Origin of the sequence: Neolewinella lacunae (genome assembly GCF_014349155.1) — a bacterium.
GTDB lineage: Bacteria > Bacteroidota > Bacteroidia > Chitinophagales > Saprospiraceae > Neolewinella > Neolewinella lacunae.
In genome coordinates this window covers 1-17,679 of record NZ_JACSIT010000048.1, presented here as the reverse complement: position 1 = coordinate 17,679, position 17,679 = coordinate 1, and the positions used below count along the sequence as shown (strand labels likewise).

General features: G+C 59.9%; 16 protein-coding genes and 1 pseudogene. 10 read left to right on the top strand and 7 right to left on the bottom strand.

Features of this window, described 5'->3' with window-relative positions:
• The first annotated feature begins 4 nt into the window (after positions 1-4).
• Genes H9S92_RS02315 through H9S92_RS02300 form a run of 4 tightly spaced genes read left to right on the top strand, consistent with a single transcriptional unit; the run spans position 5 to position 4,899 of the window.
• The gene (locus tag H9S92_RS02315; protein WP_187465115.1) at positions 5-1,027 is read left to right on the top strand and encodes a FecCD family ABC transporter permease; all 1,023 of its coding nucleotides are present in this window, start codon (positions 5-7) and stop codon (positions 1,025-1,027) included.
• Entirely contained in the window at positions 1,024-1,842 is an 819-nt protein-coding gene (locus H9S92_RS02310) for a heme ABC transporter ATP-binding protein (RefSeq protein ID WP_187465114.1), read from the top strand. Before H9S92_RS02315 ends, H9S92_RS02310 begins: the two co-directional genes overlap by 4 nt.
• Positions 1,814-2,878: a hemin-degrading factor gene (locus tag H9S92_RS02305; RefSeq protein ID WP_187465113.1), complete on the top strand. Its 1,065-nt coding sequence runs from the start codon at positions 1,814-1,816 to the stop codon at positions 2,876-2,878. The genes H9S92_RS02310 and H9S92_RS02305 overlap by 29 nt, the downstream gene beginning before the upstream one ends.
• A gap of 17 nt (positions 2,879-2,895) precedes the next feature.
• Positions 2,896-4,899 (top strand): TonB-dependent receptor plug domain-containing protein, encoded by a 2,004-nt coding sequence (locus H9S92_RS02300; protein WP_187465112.1) that lies wholly within the window; start codon positions 2,896-2,898, stop codon positions 4,897-4,899.
• Between the two features lie 296 nt (positions 4,900-5,195).
• Here the strand turns inward: H9S92_RS02300 and H9S92_RS02295 are convergent, their stop codons facing one another.
• Positions 5,196-7,700: an FtsK/SpoIIIE family DNA translocase gene (locus H9S92_RS02295; protein ID WP_187465111.1), complete on the bottom strand. Its 2,505-nt coding sequence runs from the start codon at positions 7,698-7,700 to the stop codon at positions 5,196-5,198.
• A 175-nt stretch (positions 7,701-7,875) separates the two neighbouring features.
• On the opposite strand from H9S92_RS02295, the gene H9S92_RS02290 reads away from it, so the two are divergent.
• Positions 7,876-8,667, top strand: a complete 792-nt coding sequence (locus H9S92_RS02290; protein ID WP_187465110.1) for a class I SAM-dependent methyltransferase — start codon at positions 7,876-7,878, stop codon at positions 8,665-8,667.
• Positions 8,668-8,682: 15 nt separating this feature from the next.
• On the opposite strand, the pseudogene H9S92_RS02285 reads toward H9S92_RS02290, so the two are convergent.
• Together H9S92_RS02285 and H9S92_RS02280 are read right to left on the bottom strand one after the other, a co-directional pair.
• Positions 8,683-9,362 (bottom strand): annotated as a pseudogene (locus H9S92_RS02285) (DUF4184 family protein).
• Between the two features lie 84 nt (positions 9,363-9,446).
• Positions 9,447-9,779, bottom strand: coding sequence for a hypothetical protein (locus tag H9S92_RS02280; RefSeq protein WP_187465109.1), 333 nt, complete (start codon positions 9,777-9,779; stop codon positions 9,447-9,449).
• A 150-nt stretch (positions 9,780-9,929) separates the two neighbouring features.
• Here H9S92_RS02280 and H9S92_RS02275 point away from each other — a divergent pair, with 150 nt between their 5' ends.
• Positions 9,930-10,622: an HAD family hydrolase gene (locus H9S92_RS02275; RefSeq protein WP_187465108.1), complete on the top strand. Its 693-nt coding sequence runs from the start codon at positions 9,930-9,932 to the stop codon at positions 10,620-10,622.
• 357 nt (positions 10,623-10,979) lie between these two features.
• Positions 10,980-11,186 carry a hypothetical protein gene (locus tag H9S92_RS02270; protein ID WP_187465107.1) on the top strand — a complete coding sequence of 69 codons (207 nt, stop codon included), beginning with the start codon at positions 10,980-10,982 and terminating at the stop codon, positions 11,184-11,186.
• Between the two features lie 167 nt (positions 11,187-11,353).
• Here H9S92_RS02270 and H9S92_RS02265 read toward each other — a convergent pair whose 3' ends face one another.
• Positions 11,354-12,697, bottom strand: coding sequence for an ABC transporter permease (locus H9S92_RS02265; protein ID WP_187465106.1), 1,344 nt, complete (start codon positions 12,695-12,697; stop codon positions 11,354-11,356).
• Positions 12,694-13,320 (bottom strand): ABC transporter ATP-binding protein, encoded by a 627-nt coding sequence (locus H9S92_RS02260; protein ID WP_187465105.1) that lies wholly within the window; start codon positions 13,318-13,320, stop codon positions 12,694-12,696. The genes H9S92_RS02265 and H9S92_RS02260 overlap by 4 nt, the downstream gene beginning before the upstream one ends.
• 391 nt (positions 13,321-13,711) lie before the next feature.
• On the opposite strand from H9S92_RS02260, the gene H9S92_RS02255 reads away from it, so the two are divergent.
• Positions 13,712-14,530 (top strand): hypothetical protein, encoded by an 819-nt coding sequence (locus H9S92_RS02255; protein WP_187465104.1) that lies wholly within the window; start codon positions 13,712-13,714, stop codon positions 14,528-14,530.
• Here H9S92_RS02255 and ribH read toward each other — a convergent pair.
• The gene (gene ribH, locus H9S92_RS02250) at positions 14,527-15,039 is read right to left on the bottom strand and encodes a 6,7-dimethyl-8-ribityllumazine synthase (RefSeq protein ID WP_187465103.1); all 513 of its coding nucleotides are present in this window, start codon (positions 15,037-15,039) and stop codon (positions 14,527-14,529) included. The two genes, H9S92_RS02255 and ribH, sit on opposite strands and share 4 nt — an antisense overlap.
• A gap of 254 nt (positions 15,040-15,293) precedes the next feature.
• Between ribH and H9S92_RS02245 the strand changes: the two genes are divergently transcribed.
• Complete coding sequence (locus H9S92_RS02245) at positions 15,294-15,833, top strand: DUF3558 domain-containing protein (protein ID WP_187465102.1); 540 nt, start codon at positions 15,294-15,296, stop codon at positions 15,831-15,833.
• Positions 15,834-15,853: 20 nt separating this feature from the next.
• Positions 15,854-15,991 carry a hypothetical protein gene (locus H9S92_RS02240; RefSeq protein ID WP_187465101.1) on the top strand — a complete coding sequence of 46 codons (138 nt, stop codon included), beginning with the start codon at positions 15,854-15,856 and terminating at the stop codon, positions 15,989-15,991.
• A gap of 1 nt (position 15,992) precedes the next feature.
• Here H9S92_RS02240 and H9S92_RS02235 read toward each other — a convergent pair whose 3' ends face one another.
• Positions 15,993-17,477 (bottom strand): xylulokinase, encoded by a 1,485-nt coding sequence (locus H9S92_RS02235; RefSeq protein WP_187465100.1) that lies wholly within the window; start codon positions 17,475-17,477, stop codon positions 15,993-15,995.
• Positions 17,478-17,679: the final 202 nt, after the last annotated feature.

The window sequence follows — 17,679 nt, the reverse complement described above, 5'->3', positions numbered from 1 at the left end:
CGCCATGCGTTCCTTCTCCGCCGTTTTTTTCGCGCTGATCGCCCTGTTGTCCCTGACCTTGCTGGGCGGTGTCTTCGTGGGCGCCTATGAGCTGGCACCCGCTGAGTTGTGGTTGGCCCTCACGGGGCAGTCGACCGATTTACAGCAGTTTCTGGTGTGGCAGGTACGCATTCCGCGGCTCTTGCTGGCCTTGCTGGTGGGGGCGGCCTTAGCCACGACGGGTGCGGCCACCCAGGGGCTTTTCCGGAACCCGCTGGCGGAGCCCACCCTGATTGGTGTCACCAGTGGCGCGATGCTGTTTGCGGCCGCTGCGATGGTGCTGAGCTTCCGCTTCCTGGCGGCGGCTCCGGCCTGGCTCCAACAGGGGGCGGTGAGTGTGGCGGCCTTCTGCGGGGCGCTCGTTACGACGGGCTTGGTTTACCGCCTGGCCAGCGGGCGCGGCCGTGTAAACGTTGCCACGATGTTGCTGGCGGGCATCGCCATTGCGGCCCTGACGAGCGCGGGCACGGGTTTGCTCATCTATCAATCAAGCGAACAGCAACTGCGCGACCTCACCTTTTGGACCCTGGGAAGTTTGGGCGGTGCCCGTTGGGGGCAAGTGCTTGGCGCGGGCCCCATCATTTTGGCGGGCGTCTACTTTCTGCACCGCGATGCGCTGGCCCTCAATGCCTTCCTGCTCGGTGAGCGGGAAGCGGCCCAGCTGGGCTTTCGGGTGCAGCGCGTCAAGCGGCGCGTGATCATCTGGACGGCACTGGTGGTGGGGACCTGTATTTCCCTGACCGGCATCATCGGCTTCGTGGGGCTGGTCATACCGCACCTCCTGCGGATCTGGCAGGGGACGGACTACCGCCGGCTCTTGCTCTTTTCGGCTTTGCTGGGCGGCAGCTTCCTCCTGGTGGCGGATACTTTGGCCCGTACCATCGTGGCACCGGCGGAATTGCCGATTGGTATCCTCACGGCCCTGGTGGGAGCGCCGTTTTTTCTCTGGCTCCTCCTGCGCGAGCGGGGCAAAAATGCTTTGCTATGATGCGCGCCAAGGGACTAAGCCTCCACCTCGGTGGCCGGGCGATCCTGGACCAGGTCAGCTGTACGGTGCGTCCGGGCCAGGTAACCGTTGTCATGGGCCAGAACGGTGCGGGCAAGAGTACGCTTTTGCAGTGCCTGGCGGGTTCGGTGGGCGCGGACGCAGGTGCAGTGGAAGTGGACGGGCAATGCCTGGCTGCGCTCCCCCCGGAAGAATTGGCGGCGAAGCGGGCGGTGTTGGCCCAGTCCGTTCACCTCAGCTTTCCCCTCACCGTTGCCGAGGTTATCGAGATGGGCTGCTACGCCCGTTACCAGCAGTGGACGGCCAGGCAGCGTACCGCCCGGATCGATCACTACCTGACGCTGCTGGACTTGCAGCCTTTCCGCGACCGCTCCTTCCCCACCCTTTCCGGCGGCGAGCAAAAGCGGGTGTTACTGGCCAAATGCCTGCTGCAACTGGACGCCGATCCTGCCGCTCCCTCCGGCAACCGCTACCTGTTGCTGGATGAGCCCACCGCTGCGCTCGATATCGGGCAGCAGTTCCGCTTCATTGACTTGGCCACCAGCCTGGCGCGCAAACGGGGGCTGGGGGTTTTCGCCGTTTTGCACGACTTAAACCTTGCGGCACGCTTTGCCGACGAGATCATCTTCCTCCGCGACGGGCGGGTATTGGCCTCCGGGCCCACCCACGCCATCCTGACCCGAACCACCATCCGGGATACCTTCGACGTGGACTGCCTCATTCAGGAGCACCCCCACTACGCGGGTCCCCTCATCACAACATTGCCTTATGAAAGACCATACTTTGCACCTGCGTGAGCGCCTCGAACAGCTCCGTACTGCCGAACCCCAACTCCGCGCCCGCGACCAGGCCGAGCGCCTGGGCATCAGCGAAGCCGAGCTCGTCAGCCTCGGCCTGGGAGAGAACGTCATTCGTCTCGGCGGCGACTTCAAAGCACTCCTCAAAGACGTTCTTCGCCTCGGCCACGTAATGGCCCTGACGCGCAACGACCACGTCGTCCACGAACGCAAAGGCGTTTATGACAACATCACCTTCTACGACGGTCCCCACAACATGGGCGTGGCGGTAAACCCTGATATCGACCTGCGGCTGTTCATGAACGAATGGGTCTACGGCCTGGCGGTCATCATGCGTCGCGAGAAGGGGGGTGACCTGCACGGTCTCCAATTTTTCAACGCCAGGGGCGAGGCGGTCCACAAAATTTATACCACCCCGCAGAGCGACATGCTGGGCTGGGCCTACCTGATCGAAAAATACACTGGCCCCCAGGAAGCGATCATTCTGGAAAATCGCGAGGCCCCCAGTCCGGAAGCAGAACGCCCGGACGAAGAGGTCGAACTGGACATTTTCCAGGACGAATGGCGCAACCTGAAAGACACCCACCACTTCTTTGGTCTCCTGCGCAAGCACCAGCTTACCCGTACCCAGGCCCTGCGCCTGGCGCCAGCGGGGATGGTCACGCCGGTTGACCGACTGGCCGTGGAGCAGATTCTGACAGCTGCAGCCGAACGGGCGGTACCGATTATGTGCTTCGTGCACAGCAGCGGCTGCATCCAGATTCACAGCGGACCGGTAAAGCACCTTAAATGGATGGGCAAGTGGTTCAATGTACTTGATCCCGCTTTCAACCTGCACCTGGATACGGAAGCAATTGCCACGGCCTACGTAGTGCGCAAACCCACCGAAGACGGCATCGTCACCAGCCTGGAACTCTTCGATGACCGGGGCGAGATGATCACTTATTTCTTCGGTGCACGCAAGCCCGGTCAGCCGGAATTGCCGGAGTGGACGGAAATTTTGGAAAACCTGACGGCAACGGCCAGCGCACACTGAGCGATAAACTACCGAGGATGCGATTTCTGATCACCCTGCTGCTCAGCGCCAGCACGCTCGGCTTACTGGCCCAGCGAGACTCTACTGTGTTTTCCATTGACCTTGACGATGTGGTGGTGACGGGGCAGTACGCCCCCACCGAAGCCCGCAATGCCTTGCACAAGGTGACGGTACTGACCCGGGAGGAGTGGCAAACGCAGGGCTTGAATAACCTGGCGGAACTATTGCAACGTCAAATGACCCTGGGGGTTAGTCCGGACCCCATTCTCGGCAGTGGCCTGACGATTCAGGGAATGGGCGGGCAAAACGTGCAGATCATGATCGATGGCGTGCCGGTGATCGGGCGACTGGGTGGGAACATCGACCTGAACCAGCTCGACCTGGCCAGCTTTGCCCGGGTGGAGGTCATTGCCGGGGCGATGTCGGCCCGTTACGGCAGCGACGCCGCTGGCGGGGTCATCAACCTGATCACGGCCAAGGAACAGGCCGGAGCCTGGAAACTGGAAGCGGGCGGACAGTACGAGAGGGTGGACCTCGACCGGCAGTACCTCCGGGCGGGCCGGCAGCTGGGGGATTTACAGGTGGATGGCGGCGTCAACCACTACCGCGCCCGCTTTGGGAGTGTGGATAGCCTCCGCACGGGGTCCATTCCCTGGAACCCTAAACAACAGCTGGGCTACGATGCCAACCTCCGCTACCGGCCGGGTGATAGTTTACAAATTCACTACGGGTACCGCAGTTTCGACGAAACGCTCACGATGTACGGCCCCGTACGCCGGCCGCAGTTTCGCCCTTACGTCCAGGACCAGATTTTCACGACCAGCCGCCAGGACCACAGCCTGTGCGCCAACTACTGGATTTCCCCGGCGATCTCAGCCGACCTCACCGCCGGTTGGAACCGCTTTGACCGGTTAAAGGCGACGGAACGGCGCGATCTGGAGCCCGACACCACCCGCCTCGTCGTGGGTGGCCAGGACACCACCCGTTACACGGCCCAGCTGTTACGGCTGAGCGTTGCTGCGGTGGGTCATCCCCGGTGGTCGGGGCAATTTGGGCTGGAGTACCTGCGGGAAAGTGGTTCTGGCGGCAGGATCCTTGATCCCCTCACCGGGTCGCGCACGCCAACGTTGGAAAACCTGGCCAGCTGGCTTGGCTTCCGCTACCGGGTGGCAAACGAATGGTCGGTAGAAAGCACCGCCCGAATCGGGCACAATAGCCGCTACGACCACCCCGTGGTGCCCGCCCTGCACGTGCTGTGGCGGCCCACCGAACAGTGGCGCTGGCGACTGGGCTACGCCTGGGGCTTCCGGGCACCGAGCGTTCAGGAGTTGTTTTTCAACTTTATTGACGTTAATCACTTCATCATTGGCAATCCCGCCTTGGCTGCGGAACGGAGCCGCAACGCCCGCCTGCAAGGAGAATGGCTCGGTGGTAAGTCAGGTGTCCTTAGCCTGAATGGAGAACTTTTTCTCAATCAGGTCAAAAACCGCATTACGCTCGCCGACGTAGCCGACGGACAATTCTCTTACGTCAATCTGGCCACCTACGCCACCCAGGGCGCGACGCTCCAGGCCGTCTACCAGCCCAGCGCCAACTGGTCTTTCACCACGGGGGCTGCCCTGACCCGGCTGCAGAACCCGGCGGAAAACGAGGAGACGGAGCTGCCCCGCTTCACCACGCTGGGGGAAGTCCGCAATGAACTGAGCTTCCGCCTCCCCCAACAGCACTTCACTTTCCGGATCGATCACCGCTACGTGGGTCGCCAGGATCGCTACCTCGTCGCCGCCGACGGCAGCATCAGCCAGGGCTACATCGGTGATTATCACCTGCTGCACCTCACCCTGAACAAAGGCTTTCTTCAGGAGCGGGTATGGCTAAGCCTGGGGGCAAAGAACCTGCTGAACCGCGACCGCGTCCCCGTCACCGGCGGCGAAGGAGGCGGAGCCCACTCGGGCGGTAGTGGCGGGCAACTGATCGATTTTGGGCGGAGTTGGTTTGTGAACGCCAGCTTTAGTTGGTAGGGAGTGAATGTGTGAATGGCTACCGCAAGGGATAGGCGAGATAGGGCTTGAGGGGCGGCGTGGAGGCGGGGCGACCCCGGATTACGGATGCTGGCCATTATTTTTGGGGGGGGAACCCCGGATTCCGGATGCTGCGCATCCTCCATCCGGGGTTATTCAGGTTGGACCCCTATCGGGGTCGGGGGGGGCAGCACAGGCAGTCATCGCACCCTAGACATTCCCTGCACCTGCGGCCGCGCCCCTTTATTCCTTTCCTCCTTTCCCCCTTTATTCCTTTCATCCTTTCCCCCTTTATTCTACCCTCGGTTCCGCAAATCATCGATGAAGCGGATGAGTTCCTGTTCGTCGTACACGAGCACTTCGCGGGGTTTGGAGCCGACGGCGGGGCCTACGATGCCGAGTTGTTCGAGTTGGTCCATGATGCGGCCGGCGCGGTTGTAGCCCAGTTTGAGGCGGCGCTGCACCATGCTGGTGGAGCCGTGTTGTTGCTGGATGATGAGCTTGGCGGCGTCCTCCAGCATATCGTCGAGGTCGGCGTAAGTGAGGGCGCTGGAGCCAGCCATTTCCTCGTCCGTATTGTATTCGGGCAGCAGATAGGGCTCAACGTAGCCGCGCTGGTTGGCGATAAAATCAATGACTTCCTCCACTTCCGGGGTATCGATGAAGGCACCCTGGAGACGAACGACGTCGCCGCCGTTGGAGAGCAGCATATCACCGCGGCCGATGAGCTGATCGGCGCCGCCCGCGTCGAGGATGGTGCGGGAGTCGACTTTGGCCGTCACTTTGTAGGCAATGCGGGCCGGGAAGTTGGCCTTGATTACGCCGGTGATGATGTTTACCGAAGGCCGCTGCGTGGCAATGACGAGGTGGATGCCGACGGCACGGGAGAGCTGGGCCAGGCGGGCGATGGGCATCTCTACCTCCTTACCAGCGGTCATGATGAGGTCAGCAAACTCATCGATGATCAGCACGATGAAAGGCAAAAACTTGTGCCCCTTCTCCGGGTTCAGGCGGCGGGCCACGAACTTTTCGTTGTACTCTTTGATGTTGCGCGCCGCTGCTTTTTTGAGCAGGTCGTAGCGCTGGTCCATCTCAATACAGAGGCTGTTGAGAATGTGGATGACCTTGGTCGTTTCCGTAGTGATGGGCTCCGTCTGCCCGGGCAAAAAGGCCAGGAAATGGCTTTCCAGCTTGGCGTAGGGAAAGAGTTCCACCTTCTTGGGGTCGATCATGACGAGCTTCACCTGTGAGGGGTGCTTCTTGTAAAGCAGCGACATGATGATGGAGTTGATACCGACGGACTTACCCTGGCCAGTGGCACCGGCCACGAGCAAGTGGGGCATTTTGGCCAGGTCAGCCACCAACACTTCGTTTTTGATGGTTTTCCCCAGTACCAAAGGAAGATCCATCTTGGCGGTGCGGAATTTTTCGCTTTCCAGGACTTCCCGCATCCCCACCATCTGAGGGTTCTTGTTGGGTACCTCGATGCCGATGGTCCCGCGACCGGGGATGGGCGCAATGATGCGGATGCCGAGCGCGGCCAGGGAAAGGGCGATGTCGTCTTCCAGGTTCTTGATGCGGGAAATCCGGACGCCGGGGGCAGGGACGATCTCGTAGAGCGTTACCGTCGGGCCAATGGTGGCGCGGATCTTGGTAATCTCAATTTTGTAGTTGAGCAGCGTCTCGATGATCTGGTCCTTATTCGTTTCCAGTTCGGCACGGTCCACCTCCGCTTTGCCGCTTTCGCGGTCGAGCAGCAGCTGCAGGTGGGGAGACTCGTAGCTGGGCAGGTCGAGGGTCGGGTCGTAGGGTTCGGAGTGATCCTGGTTCTCCTCCGTCACGGCCAGGCTGGTGTCGATGCCGGTGTCGCCGTCGGCAATGATGAGATTGTCTTTGCCGATCGAGAGGGGGTCGTGGCTGACGAGCGTCAGGTCGCCTACCGCATCGAGGGGCATCTTCATTTGGCTGCCGCGGGGCTGCTCGAAATCGCGGTCGGTCTCCAGCTCCGGTCCGTCCACTTCAAAGATGCTTCCGTCGCCCGGCGAAAGCGATCCGGGGGCGGATTTTGGTGGCGGGGGCGCGGCCGCAGGTGCCAGGGGAGGGTTGGAAGGAGCGGAGAAGGCCGAGCCGGTGCCGGGTGCATCAAAGCGTTCCGGGCTCGGTTTGCCACGGAAGCGGATGCGTTCCGAGAAGTGATCGACGATGTCCGTCCGGATCTGCCGGGGGGAGCCGTTGAAGTCGATCCGGGCCTCGAAGACCAGGTAAAGGCCGACGAGGGCCAGCAGCAACAGGATGACGCCAAAGCTGCCAAGGACGCCGGTGAGGTGATCGACCAGGTATTTACCGATGCCGCCGCCAATGGGGAACTGCATCCAGCCACCCACCGCAAACTCCAGGAGTACGGCCAGGGCGAGAATGGCAAGCATGACTTTGACGAACAAAGTTCCCATCAAACGCAGGGGTTGCCGACGCAGGCGGTTAAGCCCCAGCATCCACAGCAGGTAAATGAGGCCAAAGCTGGGTAGGCCGAAGAGGTAGTAGATGTAGAAATTGGAGAGGAAGGCGCCGAGCCGGCCCAGCCAGTTATCCACCGTCGGGCCATCGGCCAACAGCAGTTTCCAGCTGAAGCGGAGCACACGGTCCTGGTCTACCTTCCAGGTAAAAAGGTAGGAAAGAAAGGCTACGCCCAGGTAGACGGCACAGATGAGCAGGAGCACACCGAAGAGTTTCGGCAGGCGTTCGTCCTTCAAGCCCATCCGCAGGCCGAGTTGTCCGGGATTTTTTTTCTTCGCTTTGGCCATACAGTAAGTCTGAGCGCGAAAGTACAAAATTTGCCCCACTTGCTGCCCAATTGGTGCCGGCGAGGAAGTTTTTTGCTGGCCCTGCCCTTTTCTGCGGGGCGTATCCGCTGGCTGCCGCAACTTTACCGGACCCGCAAAACTTTCTACCCATCGTCTTACCCAAATGTACCAAGCCATGATCGATTACCTCCAACTCAACGCAGAACAGTGGAACCGCCGCACGCCCGCCCACCTGGCGTCCAGCTTCTACGACGTCCCCGGCTGGCTGGCCGGCAAAGAAAGCCTGATGGCACCCGAGCTGGCCCTGCTGCCCGCAGACCTGCGCGGCTACAACATCCTCCACCTCCAGTGTCACTTTGGCCAGGACACCCTGAGCCTGGCCCGCCGGGGGGCTACGGTGACCGGCGTTGACCTGAGCAGCGCCGCCATTGCTGCGGCCCGCGATCTCGCCAAACAAGCCAATTTGGCGGCCACGTTCATTAACTGCGACCTCTACAGCCTGCCCGAACACCTGGACAAGACCTTTGACATCGTCTTTACCTCCTACGGCACCATTACCTGGCTGCCCGATCTGGCACGGTGGGCCGGTATCGTGGCGCGCTACCTAAAGCCCGGCGGACAGTTCGTCTTTGCCGAGTTTCACAACATGGCTTACCTCTGGAATGAGGACCGCACGGGCATCAAGTACCCCTATTTCAACCCCCAACCCATCGTCGAGACGCTCAAGGGCAGTTACACCGACGGCAGCGAGGAGGTTACCGGTACTGAAGTCAACTGGGACCATACCATCAGCAGCGTCATCAATGCCCTGATCGGGGCCGGGCTCACCCTGCGTAGTTTCGTGGAGTACGATTATTCCCCCTACAATTGCTTCGCCGACATGGTGCTGGCCGCGCCGGGGAAGTGGCATTTACGGCAAATGCCGGGTTTAATTCCTCTGGTGTATACTTTGGATTGTGTGAAGTGATGACGGGATCGTTTTCTACCCTTTCGCCCGCCCCGCCAGCAAAGGTGCCAGCGTTAGGGCAACTAGGGTGGCAGAAATGGCCGTCACTACCAGGTTTCCGTAATGCTGCGGGTCTAAACCCGTACAAAGCCGTAGGGTTACGATGAGCGAAACGATAGCGCCCACGATAAACCAATAACGCCACTCAATGTTCCGCGCCGCTACCTTTTCCGGTGGCAGCCTGTACAGCGAGAAAAATATAACCATCCCGCCTAGTAAGGTGCTTCCGTGTTGTAAAACTTTGAAGCTGGGAAGCATTGTGCCCAGGATATCAACCGAGCGGGTAAGGGCAGGAATCCGTTCCAAAAAAAACCATTATGGTGCGTAAAACCATCCCATAAAATATGCGAGGCAGCTCCGATCAAAATGGAAACGAGCACCACCCACCAATGCTGCAAAAAATAAGCATTCCAGGAAAATGATGTAAAGGCTACCAACCGATCCCGCAAAATCATCGGTAAATTCTCGAACAAAGCGTTACGCACAAAATGGTGGAAAATAAAGGACAGTAAAATCCCCATTGGCAAATCAAACCAAAACATTCCCGCCAGCGTATGGCTGAAATTACTTTCGATGCGCATTTTAATGAAATACTCGAAATCAGGGGTCAAGCTACCGATGATGAGCCCAGTCATGGAGCACCACCGCTTGGGCAAATAAGCGAAAGGTAAAACTACGGCGGGGTGGGCAAAGGTAAATGGCAAGGGATCTTTTTTAGGCTTTTTAACGAGGCGGAGGGCTTACCAGCTTAGGGAGTCCTTGCTCCGCACGTAATTAACCAACTTAAGCAGTCCCACGAAAAAGCAAATTTGCCCAACCGTGTTGATTATTCCGGCGAAAATACCTAAAGTCCTGGCATCAAATTCTCCGCTGTAAGAAAAAAGGCCCGTAAAGTTGGCGTAGACCCAAAAAAGGCTCTGGAGGAGCACCATGGTGCTGCCAATAAGCATCAAAACGGTGCCCGAAGAGCGATGCCGCTGGTGCGCAATGACGCAGACAATGAGCCCGAAGGCCAGTATCGCCGGTCCCACCAGCATACTGAGCAGGGTGATTAGGGAGTCTTGGGAAACCATCGGGCAATGCTTTTGCGGGTAAGGTACAAAAGAAAGGTGGGCACCAAATAACGCCCAAACCAAAATATCCGGCAGAATGGCTGGCCAGGGAAAACCATTCTCCATCCGCTGGGTTCCTAGCCTGAGCCTCAAAACGCTCTCCTCCCGCCCGTGAAAATCCTCATCCTTTTCGACATCGACGGCACCCTGCTCTATTCAGATAAGGTGGATAGCCGCTGTTTCGCGGCCAGTTACGGCAGCATTTTTGGCCGCCCTTTTCCCACCATCGATTGGTCGCGCTTTCCGGCGGTGACCGACCACGTCATCTTCCGCACCGCCTTCCACGCGCATTTCGGGCGCTACCCCACTACCGGGGAACGCGAGCGCTTTGAGGAGCACTATTTGGGGGCGCTGACGCAGGTGCGGGGCAAGGACCCGGGAATAAGCAGGGAAGTACCCGGAGCCGTGGCCCTCTGGCACCGCTTGGCCGAAGACCCGAACTACACCATCGGCATCGCCACCGGTGGCTGGCAACGTCCCGCCGCCATCAAACTCGCCCACGTAGGCATCCCCCCTAACCCACCCTACGCCGCCTACGCCAACGACATGCACCGCCGCGAAGACATTCTCCAACGCGCCATCACCCTGGCCCAGGCCGAACACCCCATCCACCGCGTCGTCTACGTCGGCGATGCCCTTTGGGACCTCACCACCACCCGCGCCATGAACATTCCCTTCCTCGGCGTCCGCCTGGCCGGAGACCACGCCACCCTCCAACGCCACGGTGCCCGCCGCGTCATCACCGATTACCAAGACCAAAATGCCTTTTTTGCCCACATTCACGCGCTGCTGGAAGAAGATTAATGGTTAAAAAAAGCCTCGGATTCCGACCATTCTCCACTGTCTAGCCCACTTTTCCCCTAAACCCCCACCCGCCAAATTGCCCTACAGAAAAATCTTATTTCCCCCGTAAAAAGACTGGCAAAAGAAATAGAGGCAAAGTGCCACTCAAACAGCCTTTCGCACCTTTTTGGGGTAACAACAGAATTTTATTCCTAAGCATCCATCCGCAGAGCCATTAAACAAACAATTATTCCGCCACCTATTGTGCCGTAAGAAAAATACCCCGACCTTTGCGGCGCGAAACGGAGGCCCCCAAAAAACGCCCCCGCTTCCATCCGTAAAACTGATACCCTACATCATCCCAAATCTCAGTGAACAATGCGTGCATCTCAAGAAATCAATACCCCCAACAACTACCGCCTGACCCCCGCCCAGCGCCGTCTCTCCGCCGGTAGCGTAGGCACGGCCGGACTGCGCAAAGCCGCCAACCGCAGCCTGCTTCCCCCCGCCCGCAAAGCCGAAATCGCCGCCGCCATCACGGGTGGCCTGGTGATCCTCTGCGTTGCCGCTGGACTGCTGGCGTAGTTGCCTTCTCTCTTACCTTGTAGCCTCCGATGTGCTTTCTGCGCCTGACCTCGTCAGCGCAAGAGCATATCGGAGGCTTTTTTATTGCCCTTTGATGATTTCTACCCGATGGATGGCCGGACGAGACGTCCGGAACCAGCCGCACATCTGACATCTGACATCTGACATCAAACATCTGATGTCAGAACCTCCCCAATATCCGTCCGCGCCGCTTGGATGGCTGGCAATACCGCCGCCACGAACCCAATCCCAAGTGCCCCGAGCAGAAGCCAGCCTTCGGCTGCGAGAAAACGCAGTGGATCGAGTTGGTAACGGAAATCATCCTCGATATTGGCAGCTACCAGGTAAAGAATCCCGTGGCTAAGGAGGAGGCCCAGGACGTAGCCCAGCACCGCCACCGTAAGCCCTTCCAAAATAATGAGGCCAAAGAGCTTTGGCCGGCTCGCCCCCATTACCCGCAGCAGGGCCAACTCATACCTCCGCTCCCGCAGGGACGAAAACAGCGCGATAAAAATACTCAGTGCCGAAACAAAGGTGATGGCCAGCACCAGAATGCCCAAAATGCGTTGCCCCGAATCAAACTGCCGCCGCACCTCGCTGATTTCGTAAGCCGGGTTGGCCGCCAGTAACTCGGTATTTTCATTGATGTTCCGCGGAAAACTCAGCGCCTGGAAACTGCTGGCGTTTTTATAGCGCACCAAAACGCTGGTAATTTCCTTCTCGGCCCCCTCCTCCAGTAAGCTGCCAATCTGGCTATGGTCATGACCAGCATGATCGTGGTCATGATCATGGTTATGTTCGTGATCGTGGTCATGCTCGTGATCGTGGTCATGGTCGGCTAGTGCACTGGTGTCCTGCGCTGGCGTGGTGGGTTCCGGCCCGTGGTCTTCGTGGGTGTGCCAGTAGGTTTGGTTGGTGGTCAGGATCAGCTGATCGAGCACGGTGCCGCTGGGGGCCAGGACACCGACTACCTTAAATTCGTCGTCGTGCTCAATATTGTCTTCGCCCTCGTCGAGGATGCCGTGGGTGGAACGGAAAGTGCTGCCAACGTCCAGGTGTAATTTGCTGGCCACCTCTGCGCCAATCGTCACGGAGAAATCTTCTTTCCAGGCGGCTCCCGTGGCCACTTGCGCGCCGTACCAGTCCAGGATTTTCGGGATCGTTCCAACGATGCGGTAGCCGCCGTAGTTGTCGCCCAAAGACAGCGGAATCGCGTCAGCCACGATGGGGTGCTGGGGATTAAAAAAGGCTTTGACCTGGCCCAGGCTGACGTTGCCGGTGGCGTACCCCACGTGGTACATGCTGTTCAGGGTCAATTCCAGGGGGCTTCCCTTGGCCCCCACCACCAGGTCGATGTCCGCCAGGTTGTTGTCAAACTGCTCGTCGGCCTGTTCCCGCAGGTTGAGCAGCAGGGAGATGAGGCCAATACTGAGGGCAAAGAGCAGGACGCTGAGCAGGGCCGTCAGGGGCTTGTAAGCCAGGTTTTTCCATGCCAGTGCCAGAAGGTTCATAGGTGGGTGCGTTGGTCGATGATGCCGGTCAGGCGATTGTCGTGGGTGACGATGATCAGGGTGGCGTTAACGGCCGCAGCCTGTTGCTGGAGGAGGCCGAGGACTTGGCTGGCGTTGTCGTCGTCAAGGGCCGAAGTAGGCTCGTCGGCCAGCATCAGCGCCGGTTGGTTAATCACTGCCCGGGCGATGGCCGCGCGTTGTTGCTGCCCCACGCTCAGGCGCGCTGGCAGGCTCCGGAGTTTTTCGCCCAGCCCCAGCACATCGAGCAGTTCACGGATGCGGCGGCGGTCGGTGGTTTTGCCCGCCAGGCGCTGCGCCAAAACCAGGTTTTCCTCCACATTGACGGAGCGGACAAAGTGCGCCGTCTGGAACACCATCCCGATGTTTTGTCCGCGAAACTGGTCGAGCGCCGCCGTTGAGAGTTTGCCCAACTCCGTACCGTTCACCACCACTTTTCCGTGGCTCGGCGACCGCAGTCCGGCCAGCAACTGCAGCAGCGTTGTTTTGCCGCTGCCCGATTTTCCGAGCAGCAGGTGGGTGGCCCCGGGGGCACAGCGCAGGTTGGGAAATGTCAGGCTTTCGCCGCCGGGATAGCGGTAGGCCAGGTCAGTAGTTTCGAGCATGGGCTGGTCATTGGCAGTCTGGGGGCAGCCATTCCTGGAGAATATTGGCTGGTGCACAAGGTAAGGTGCCGCGAAGATTTTTGTTGTTTTATCCCTCCGCAATTCGCTACCAGGCTCATTTCCTCCGTTCGGGATCAGGTCGCTTTGGGCGCGGCCGCAGGTGCAAGGGAAAGGAGGAAGGAGCAATGTATGGGCGGCCAGCCGAGGCGTCTCCCTTTACATATACCCCGGTTGAGGCTGTCCCCACCCGAAGGTTTACGTTTTGGGTGGGGACAGCCTCAGCCAAGACTCCTCGGCGAGCCAAAATTTGCCCCTGCGGAAAAGTTGCCCAGCCAGGAAAGCACCCAGCAAGATTCTTCCCCTATCTTCACCCCGCCCAATGATGAAGCCCGTGCGCAGCCTTTTATTCCCGCTCCTTGCTTGCCTTTTCTGTTCCCTTTCCCTCGCTGGCCAGGACGGACTCTTCCCTGCCTTCGATATCCGCTCCCGCCTGCTGGGCGGTACGGGGCTCAGCGCGGAGGGCATTGATGGCCTGTGGACCAACCCGGCCGGACTGGCCGCCAGCCCCCGCAGCATCGCCGCCAGCGCCGCCGCCGAACAGCGCTTCGGGCTGAGTGAACTGACGATGGCCAACGTCGGTGCGAGCTACGGAACCGGACTGGGCGGCTTCGGCCTTCAACTGGGCAGCTTCGGCTTCGATGCCTACCAGGAGACGCGGATTGGACTGGCCTACGGGCGGCAACTGACGGAAAATTTTCGCGTGGGCCTCGACTTCGTAGGCTTCGCCACCAACACCGAAGCCTACGCCAGTACATTCGACGCTACTTTCGGACTGGGCTTCCAGCTGCGCATCATCCCCGAGCTTTCCATCGGCGCGCGGGTGTTTTCGCCGTTCCGCGCCGAGCGTTTCCCCGATGAGTACCTGCCCCAACTGCTCGCCATCGGCCTGAGCTACCAACCTTCGGAGAAAATCATCGTCAACGCCGAAGTACACAAAGACAGCACCTTTCCGCTGCGGACCCGCGTAGGCCTGGAATACCTGCCCGCCGAAGAACTCAGCGTCCGGTTTGGCGTTGCCACGGAAAACACGGAATTGTCGTTCGGCCTCGGCTACGAAGTAATTGATGGCCTGGAGCTGAGCGCCGGGGCCGTATGGCACGAATTACTGGGCATCTACCCCGGCGTAGGGCTGCGCTATCGCCAGGATTAAAAACGAATCCCCTGGCGGGTGGGCCGTTGCCGGTAAAAGGCACCCATGCGGATGCCCGTCACGGCGGCTTCTACGCCTTTGTTGCCGTGTTGGCCGCCGGCGCGATCGAGCGCTTGCTGGTGGTTGTTGGGCGTGAGTACCCCGAAAATATAAGGCTTCCCGGTGGCGATGCTGAGGTTGACCAGGCCCTGGGCAACGGCATTGTTGATGTATTCGTCGTGTTGGGTTTCGCCTTTGATGACGCAACCCAGGCAGATCACCACGTCGGTATTCTCCCGGCTGGAGAGGATGCGGGCAGCGGCGGGCAGCTCGAAAGTGCCAGGGACTTGCACGACGTGAATTTTGTCTTCCTGCGCACCGTGTTGCAGCAAGGTGCTCAGGCACCCTTCGTACAGAGCGTGGGTGATGTCCTTATTCCAATCCGCCACCACAATGCCAATCGTGAGTTCGGCCGCGTCGGGGATGTTGGATTCGTCGTAGGTGCTGAGGTTTTGCAGGGCGGAGGCCATGGAATTGCGCTTTGGGGTGGAGGAATTAACCGCAATGATACAGTTGGCTGGCGTTCTGGGTTGCGACCGCAGGGAAAGGGCGTTCAATTCCCTGCAATTACGCTGGTCCTGCGCCAAAATTTGGGCCACCGTGTAACGGTATGGAAGACTGAGTCATGAAGCCTTCGTTGGCAAGGTTCCGGTTTGGTTTGCGGATCGAAACGGCGGACTTGCCTTGCGAAAACCAATTGTTCATTACTCACCCCTTGTCTGGAATGCGTTACCTCATCTTTACCTTGCTCTTATTCGTCTTTCTTTGCACCTGCGACCGCGCCCAAACGAGCGAAACGGGCACCGCCACCCCGACCGCCGAAGCTCCCCCAGCCCCCGAAACTCAGGCACCGGCTAAAGAAAAGCCGACCGACCTGTGCACGGTAGTGACCGAAGAATTTGTTCGCCAAGCCATCCCCAACGCCAGCGATTTCAGCTATCAAACGGGCAATTTTATTGGCTTGATTGGGTGCACGGCCACGGCCAACATCAACGGCGAAGCCCACCGCATCACCCTCACTTTTCAGGAAAATGCGCTGACACCGGAGAAGTTTGAGAAAATGCTGGAGACGCTGAAAACGCTGGGCAGCGACAGCCCACCGGTGGAAATTGAGGGCATCGGCGACCGTGCCTACGTGCAAGCGGGCAGCATGGGCGGGGCGATGTTTCTGGAAGGCGAAGACGTTTGGAAAGTGGTGGTCAAAGACCCCAAAGAAAACAACAACACTGAGCTTTCCGAGCGCTTGCTGCGTCAACTGCGCTGATTGCTGCGTACCTTTGCGGCATGCGAATACTGCTCAAATTCCCTTCCCTGCTGGCCGGCGAAGGCAGCCTGGCGTCCTGGTTGGTACTGGCGGCAATTCTGCTCCTGGTAGCGGGCGTCTTCACCTTCGTGTTTCGCTCCATGCGCGAGCGGGAATAGGTCAGCGAAGTCTTTCCAGCAGGCTCGTTTCCCAGCGGGCGTAAGCTGCGGCGCGTTCCTGTGCGTAGCCGCCGGGCACAATGCGGTCCAGCAGGTGCTGCCGACCGAGGGCGCTGGGCAGGTCATCCGCCAGATCTACGGAAACGCCGGCGGCCAACGCAGCACCGACCGCGCCGGTGGTGTCGTACACCTCAATGGTCGCACCGGTCAGGCCAGCAATCGTTTCGCTGAAGACCTTGCTCTGGAACAAGTTGTCGTTGCCCACCCGAATCGTACTCAGGTCTACCCCCAATTCCTGCATGATGCGCATGCCGTAGACGAAGGCGAAAGCGATGCCTTCGAGGCCAGCCCGAACGACGTGGGCGCGGCCGTGGCGGTTGAAGTCAAGATCCAGCAGATGAGCACCTACATTTCGGTTGCCGAGCATTCGTTCCGGGCCATTGCCGAAAGGTAGGCAGTGCAGGCCGTCGCAGCCCACCGGAACCTGGCTGGCCAGCTCCTCAAGTGCCCCGTAGCTGAGGTCCGCGCCGCCCACGAGGTTGCGCACCCAGCGGTGGAGGATGCCCGCGCCGTTGATGCACAGCAGCACGCCGATGCGCGGCACTTCGCCGGAATGGTTGACGTGGGCGAAGGAATTGACCCGCTGTCCGGGGTCGTAAGCCAGGCGATCGGTGACGCCGTAGACTACCCCGGAGGTGCCGCCGGTGGCCGCTACTTCGCCCGGGGCTAAGACGTTGAGGCTCATGGCGTTGTTGGGCTGGTCTCCGGCGCGGTATCCAACGACGGTGCCGGGGTGGAGGCCGAAGTCGGCGGCTGCCTCGGGCGTCAGTTGCCCTTGGTAGCCGACGGCCGGGACGCGGCGGGGAATCTTGTTGGCGTCCAGTCCCATGGCATCGATGACGAGGTGGGCGAGGTCGTTTTCCTGGAAGTCCCACAGTACGCCTTCGCTCAGTCCGGTGACGGTGGTGGTCGCTTCGCCCGTGAGGCGGAGGGCGAGGTAATCGCCGGGCAGCATGGCGTAGCGGGCGCGGGCGTAGTTATCCGCTTCGTTTTCGGCGACCCACTTCAGCTTGGCGGCGGTGAAATTGCCGGGGCTGTTGAGGCAGTGGCCCAGGCAAGCTTCCGCTCCGATGGCATTGAAAGCGGTTTCGCCCGTGGCAACGGCCCGGCCGTCGCACCAGATAATGCTGGGCCGGACGACCTGGTGATCGGCGTCTACCAACACCAGGCCGTGCATCTGGTAGCCGATGCCGATGGCTTTGATGGCGTCGGCGGCGACCTGGGTCTTTTCAAGAATGGCGTGGGTGGCTTCGCGGGCGTAGCGGTACCAGTCGTTGGGGTCTTGCTCGGCGTAACCGGGGGCGGGCGCGGCCATATCCATTTCGGTGGCGGGGGCGCTGACGCGGGCCAGCACCTTGCCGGTGGCGGCTTCTACGAGGGCTGCTTTTACGGAGGAGGAGCCGATGTCGTAACCAATAGTGTACATGGGTGGGGGCTTTTGCCTGGTTTGGTGGGGGCTAAAGGTAGGGTGTTGAAGGCAGGATCGCGATGGCTTCGCTACTTTTTAGGGTACAGATTTTTTGTCCTCCCCCCGGGAGTGTTCAATAACCTGTGTCTAGGTTAGATAATAGTAAAGCGAAGCTTTACAGCCCGCAGGGCGCGCAGCGTCCCCGGCTCCTGAGGCCGTA